The sequence below is a fragment of the Burkholderia sp. Ac-20384 genome, assembly GCF_017104605.1.
Lineage (GTDB): Bacteria > Pseudomonadota > Gammaproteobacteria > Burkholderiales > Burkholderiaceae > Burkholderia > Burkholderia lata.
In genome coordinates this window covers 1-6,265 of sequence record NZ_JAAGPE010000424.1, presented here as the reverse complement: position 1 = coordinate 6,265, position 6,265 = coordinate 1, and the positions used below count along the sequence as shown (strand labels likewise).

Sequence of the window (6,265 nt, the reverse complement as noted above, 5' to 3'; positions counted from 1 at the left end):
GTAGAAGTTCGACCAGTCTCATGCGACCAAAGAACTACAACGGGCTCACCGGCGCCACAGAGCATTCCGTAATCGAAGCAGTAATAGTCGCCCGTTCCGAATTCGGCAAATGGCAGCAGGTTGGAGAAGTCGATAGGATTACCAGAGAAGTTTTCTTGCCACTCCTGCCAGTCTTCCTTGAAGTGGCGAACTATCGACTCCCACGTCTTGCGGGGATCACGCGCATCAAAGACAGGAAACACAACCAAAGCGCCCAATGCTTTGCCGTTGTTATCCAATAACCAATCTGAGAACGACTTGGGCAAGGTTCGCCCCAATTCCGTCTCAGCAGCACGGATCGCATCTATTGTTGTGCCTATCACTCTCGCTTTGCCCATAATTCCTCGCTTACGGCAAAGACCCGGGTTTCGGGAGACTCAGCTTGCCCGTGCCAGGTGAGCCCGAACTTGGCATCTTTGCCGACCAGCACCCGTTGCGCTTGCGCCAATAGCGATGCTGAATACCTCGATGGTCCGCAGCTAGCATCGGGTCTGCATGTGAGTAATCGAAGCCAGAATCGTTTTCGAATCGTGGCCGATGTGCAAGCTCATATCCCGGTGGAGCTTTGATATTGGCTTGCTGCAGTGACGCAGGCCAAGCAGATCACCATCTCCCCGGATCACCGCCAACCTCGATAACACCAAGGGCCGCAACTGCGGCCCTTCGGTCATTCCGGCTTCGGTCGATAGCCCGGATCTTTATTCCCCTCCTTGCGAACACCCGTCCCAAGGAACAGATGCCAGTTCTTGCCGCTGGCAAGGGCTGCATCTGTCCAGTAGTAGCCGCTGTATACGGTACCGCTGCCACTCATGATCACATCCTTGTGAGCGTATTTTTTGAGTAGCTTGTTTAGCTCGCGATTCACCAGCTTTGTTGTGTCCGATCCGTCAGCTAGATAAAGCGTCGCCCCAATTGCAAACTCATCATCGCCGCCATATCGAACATTAACGAAACCGACACGGGCATCGCGCATCACATCAGATTGATTCGGCCCAAGGATTCTTGAATCATTGGCTTGGTCACCAATCAGCAAAGCCAACGCTCGCAACCCGCTGTTCCGCCAAGCATTAGCATCGATCCGGTCAACGCGCACAAACGGATGCCCATAGCTTTCCGAGCGGTACAGTGTCAACCCCGTCTTTTCAAGCAACTCCGTATTGATGCTCACGAAGTCATCGAATGTCATAAAAACTTTGCGATCCATGCCTATTTCCCCTTACATGGACAGCTATTGTAGGAGCGGAACTGGACGTCGTCAGGAATATCCTTCCCCTCGGTCTTTGTGCGCAGATCACCTATCGCCTGCTGCTCGCGCGTCACGGGTGTTACCCCATCAGCTTTGACGCGACCGACCTGACCGTAGATCGTTCGACCCTCGGCATCAGTGTAGATAAGATCGGGGCGTCGGCCACCCTTGACACCGCCCGGCGTTTTAACCAATACCTCTGGAAGCTTTGCACCACCCGCCGTTACAGTTCCGCCGGCCGACTCAACCTCGCGCCCCCAAGCCGCGATCGTCTCATTGTGCGGACCGCTCCCGCCTGTTTTCGGACCGCGCTTCGCGAGGCCAAGTGGGTCTATCCACTCGGCCGGATTCGGCGCGTATTGATATACGTTGATACCCCCCTTCAATCTGATTGGGTCTTTCGATACAAATCTACCGCTCTGTGGATCGTAGTACCGATACCGGTTGTGGTGCAGCCCCGTCTCGTCATCAACCTGCTGCCCCTGAAACCGCAACGGATTCTTCGGCGTCATCCCCGCCGCCTTCGACGCCCGCGCGATCACCTCCCGCGCTTCCCCCCACGCCTTATACGACGCCTCCCACACCACATCGCCTTCGTCATCCGTCAGCAATTGCGGTGTGCCGATCTGGTCGCAGTGGTAATAGAACGCATGCGCATCCCCCACCCGCTCCGGCAACCGTTGCAACGGATCGTCTTCCGGTACATAGCGATCGGTCTCACGGCGTGACGGCGTCTCGAACCCGTCTACCGACGCGCTCACGTACTGCACCATCGGCACGAACGAACCCGCTTCGTAAAGGTAGTGCGTGCTGCCTTGCTCCCCACTCTCATACGCCAGCGTATCGCCATCCCACCCGAACACCGTGCGCTCGCCGTTCACCTCTTTTGCAATGCGACGCCCCAGCGCATCGTAGTAGTACCGCGACTCGCTCCTGCGAGCGACCTCGTCAACCGTCGCCGCAGTCATCCGATTGAACGCGTTCCACTCGTAACGCTGCTCACCCGCTGGCGATCTGCGATGGACGAGATTGCCGCGCGCGTCGTACGCGAAATGCTCCCCCGCATATTGCTTCAACAAGTTGCCCAACACCTTGGGCACTTCCGCAGGCAACGTACTCTCCATAGCACGTACCGGACTCAGCCGGCTCTCCGTGCGAGGCGCTTCAACACGTACCGGGTCGATGATATTGCTCGCCGGATCGAACGCGAACCGCTCCTTGCCCGCCGGTCCGATCGACTCGAGCAACCGTCCGACCGGATCGTAACGATAGTCCGTCAAACCTCTGCGATTGTCTTCAATCTGCACGAGTTGGCCGGCCGCGTCGTAACGATACCGACGCTCCGCAAGCGGCGCGGGTGCATTCGCACGCTGTACCGTGCGTTGCGCCAACCTCCCGGCACGATCGTATGCAGTGCGTTGATCGATCTTGCTCGGCAGGGTGCGCAACGTTTCCCGATGCAGATCGTCCCGCTCGATCTGAACGAGTTCCTTGCCGTCGAGCATCAACCCGTGGACGTGTCCCGAGCCGTACGTGAGCCAGTCGACAGCATGGCCGTCCGGCCGGACCGTTCCGATCCGGTTACCGATTTCGTCGTACCGGTGATGCCATACGAAACTCCGGCTCGAACCGAAGAGGTCGTAAGCGTGATGCTCGCGCACCAGATTACCGGCCGGGTCGAAGAACCGTTGAACGCGGCTATATCGATTGCTGGCTTCGATCAATCGTCCCAGCGGATCGTATGCAAAACGCTCCGCCTCTTCGCCGACCGAACGGCCATCGAGCCGTCCACCGCGATCGTGGGACATCGTCATGACCTGTCCCGCCTCGTCGACCGACTCGAGACGGCTGCTCGCCTCGTCATACGAGTAGCGCGTGGCCTTCCCGTCGAAATCGATCTCCTCGATCATTCGACCTGCCACGTCATAGCGAAACGAGTAATTCGCGTGATTCTGGTTGGTCAGCCCAACGATCCGCCCGAGCCGGTCATAGCGATATGACAGCGATTGCCCCAACGCATCGGTGCGGATATTGATACGCCCGCTCGCGTCGTAGCCGTAACGCGTATTGCGGTTCAGCGGATCAATATGGGTCAGCAGACGCCCTTCCGCGTCGTAGCTCAGCTGCTCGCGCCCCGCCGGCGACACGACTTCGATCAACTGGCCATTCGCGCCATAACGGTATGCAGTTACCCCACCCGCTGCATCCTTCGCTTCCGAGAGGCGCCCCTGGGCGTCATACGCCCACTGCGACGTCTTGCCCGAGCAGTCGGTATAACCGGTCAACTGGCCGACGTCGTCGTACTTCAGCGCTTTCGCGCCTCCCTTCGCATCCTTGATCCGGGTAAGCAATCCTCGCCCGTCGTACGCATATTCGGTCTTGTGGCCGAGCGGGTCGACCTCCGCCACCATGTTCCCCGCATCGTCATATTCACGCAGCCACGGGTGCCCAAGTGGATCGGTCACGCGAACGAGCTGGTCCTTCTGGTCGTACGCCATCTCGACCACGCTGCCGTCGGTACGTTGATGGCGGACGAAGTTGCCGCGCACATCGTATTCCATCTGCTCGACGGTACCGTCACGATGGATGTACTGAACGAGTTTGTCGTTCGCGTCCCGATACATCCACTCTTCGCTACCGTCCGGATGAATCACACGGAACGAATAACCCTTGCTGTCGTAGTAGTGGTGCGTGACATTGCCGAGCGCGTCGGTCACGCTGACCATCCGGAAGTCCGGATGCCACGCGAGGCGCACCTCATCGCTGCCGTCATCGGCGTATTCGCGGAAGCATTTTGCCTTCGGCCCGTCACCGTTCCACTCGAGGTTCACACCGCGACTGGTGCGATCGGTATATCGCGTCACGAGGTGGTGTCGATAACGATATTCGCGACGATTGCCGTAGCGGTCCGTCGCCCCGATCAGATCGTTCTGGTCGTCGTACTCGTAGCTCGCAAGTGTGCCGACGTACTCGCCTTGTGCGTCATGATGCGTAATGCCAACGATCCGCCCCCGCACGTCATGTCGGAACGCAACCTGAACGTGCGATGCAATCAGGCGATGCAACCGCCCTTCGGTATCGTAGTCGAGCGTCACCTGATTGCCGGCGCGGTCCTTGACGAATGCGAGACGGAACACGTTGCCGTGCTGCTCGTACGCTTCGAGCAGCGTATGTCCGCGCGTCACCGTCAGCCACTGCTCGTCCAGCCGCAACAACGTCTGTCCCTCGGAAAGATCGTCATGCGCACTTCCAACACCGAGCAGCGGGTATTCGATACTTCGTCCGGCGGCATCGTGATAGACGAGCTTTTCCGCGGCAATATCAAAACGCGTCGTATACGGCGTGATCCAGCGTGCGCCGAGCTCGCCCTGCTCGTCGTTCGCGTCGAAGAACGATCGATAGGTACGCGCCCAGGCAATGGGTAACGGCCCGTCGATCGTGAAGTCTTCGTGATTGATTTGCTCGTCGCCAAGCGCGAATCCGATTGAATTCAGGGTGGCGGCAGGTGGCGTCTTCACCGGGGTATGTGTCGGGCAACAATTCGGCCCCGGATGATGCGCTTCAGTGGTTTTTTGAACCTCGTCAATTCGATGTTCCGGACGCGTCTCTTTGACCTTCGCCGTCTTGTGTTCCTGAATCCCCGCCGACTGCGGCTTCGGATGGCTCTTGCGCCAGCTCCGCATGCCGTCTTCACCGATCGTGATGATCCACCCGATCTTGCCCGCATCGTTCCCGTCGAGCTCGCGAATGCACTTCTGGACCGTCGGAATCCGCTTGTAGATATCGTCAGCGAAGAGCTGAAGCTTCTTCGTCGAATTCGGGGTGATCAGATCGGCGGCGGAGGTCGCCGTGTTGATAACGACCTTCCCCTCGACCTTGCGGATGTCCGAGAGGAATCCGCCGAAATTGTCGAGGATCTTCCTGCCGTCGTACGCAACGATAGCCTCCCCGACACCCTTCAGATGCGACCCGGCCGACTTCACGTTGTGCCCGACTTCGTACTTCTTCCCCGCCGCATGGGCGAACACGTCGGCGATCGCCTTCATCAGATCGCCGATGAATTTGGCGCAGTGCTCGAGCAGCTCCTTCAGCCCGTCACGTATCACCTTCAGGAATTTCTCGATCTCGCCCGCGTAACGCTCCTGCACGTTCGCGACGATTGCGGAGATGACCGAATCCCGCAGCACCTGCAACGCTGCCTCGCCCACCGCCTTGCCACTTTTGACGATCTCTTGCCGAATGAGCTTCAACACCGGGCGAGCGCCCAGGCGAAGCTCAGCCGTAGCCGGCGGCAACGGCACGACCCCGATCAGATCGAGACCGAGGTTGACCCAGTCGAACATGTCGATCGGTTTATCGCCATGCTCGATCATCGCCTTGATGTCGAGCACCGCATCGACTGCCGCAAAGATATTGGCCAGAACCGGCACGTTCTCCGCGACAGTCTTCAGCCGGCCGACGTTGACCACGCCGCCGCTGACCTTGATCAGCCACTTGTCGAATACATCGATGCCGGCTTGTACGTCGGCCTCCGTGATCTTCATGATCGGAGACACGAACACATCGGTAGGTTTGGGTTGAAGGACGCCCGCAGCGGTCATGATTATTCTGTTCTCGAGTATTTAAAGGGGCGACGCTCAGCTCATTTTCAGCGCGGCGGCGGCGCTACGCGCCGTCTGCGCGAGACCGCTGACCTGCTGCGCGGCGGCACTCAACTGGCCCGCGTGCGACAGCGCCGACTGCGCCCCCGCCGGCAGCATGTTGGCCGCAGCCTGCTGCGCGATACCGAGGCCCTGGCCTGCCACTGCCTTCGCAAGGGCAGCACCGCCCTGCGACGCCGAGCTCGCCAATCCCGCGACCGTTTTCGCCGCACCCAGTGCATTCGACGCGCCGGCCGGCAGCATGCCGACCAGCGCCTGCTGCGCCATGCCCATGCCTTGACCAACGGCGGCCTTCGCCAGCGCCGCGCCACCCTGCGTC

3 protein-coding genes and 1 pseudogene are annotated in these 6,265 nt (G+C 59.5%); all 4 read right to left on the bottom strand.

Features of this window, described 5'->3' with window-relative positions:
• A partial coding sequence (locus G3O00_RS38895) for an SMI1/KNR4 family protein (RefSeq protein ID WP_206146164.1) occupies positions 1–377 on the bottom strand: 377 nt, incomplete at its 3' end.
• Positions 378–706: 329 nt separating this feature from the next.
• Positions 707–1,243, bottom strand: a complete 537-nt coding sequence (locus G3O00_RS38885; RefSeq protein ID WP_206146163.1) for a hypothetical protein — start codon at positions 1,241–1,243, stop codon at positions 707–709.
• Positions 1,244–1,245: 2 nt separating this feature from the next.
• Complete coding sequence (locus G3O00_RS38880; RefSeq protein WP_241025538.1) at positions 1,246–5,886, bottom strand: RHS repeat-associated core domain-containing protein; 4,641 nt, start codon at positions 5,884–5,886, stop codon at positions 1,246–1,248.
• A gap of 36 nt (positions 5,887–5,922) precedes the next feature.
• A pseudogene (locus G3O00_RS38875) lies at positions 5,923–6,265 on the bottom strand (type VI secretion system tip protein VgrG); the annotation flags it as partial.

What these genes read in the sequence shown, in the direction of transcription:
- G3O00_RS38885 (WP_206146163.1), bottom strand. Translation starts at nt 1,243, where the DNA reads ATGGATCGCAAAGTTTTTATGACATTCGATGACTTCGTGAGCATCAAT.
- G3O00_RS38880 (WP_241025538.1), bottom strand. Translation starts at nt 5,886, where the DNA reads ATGACCGCTGCGGGCGTCCTTCAACCCAAACCTACCGATGTGTTCGTG.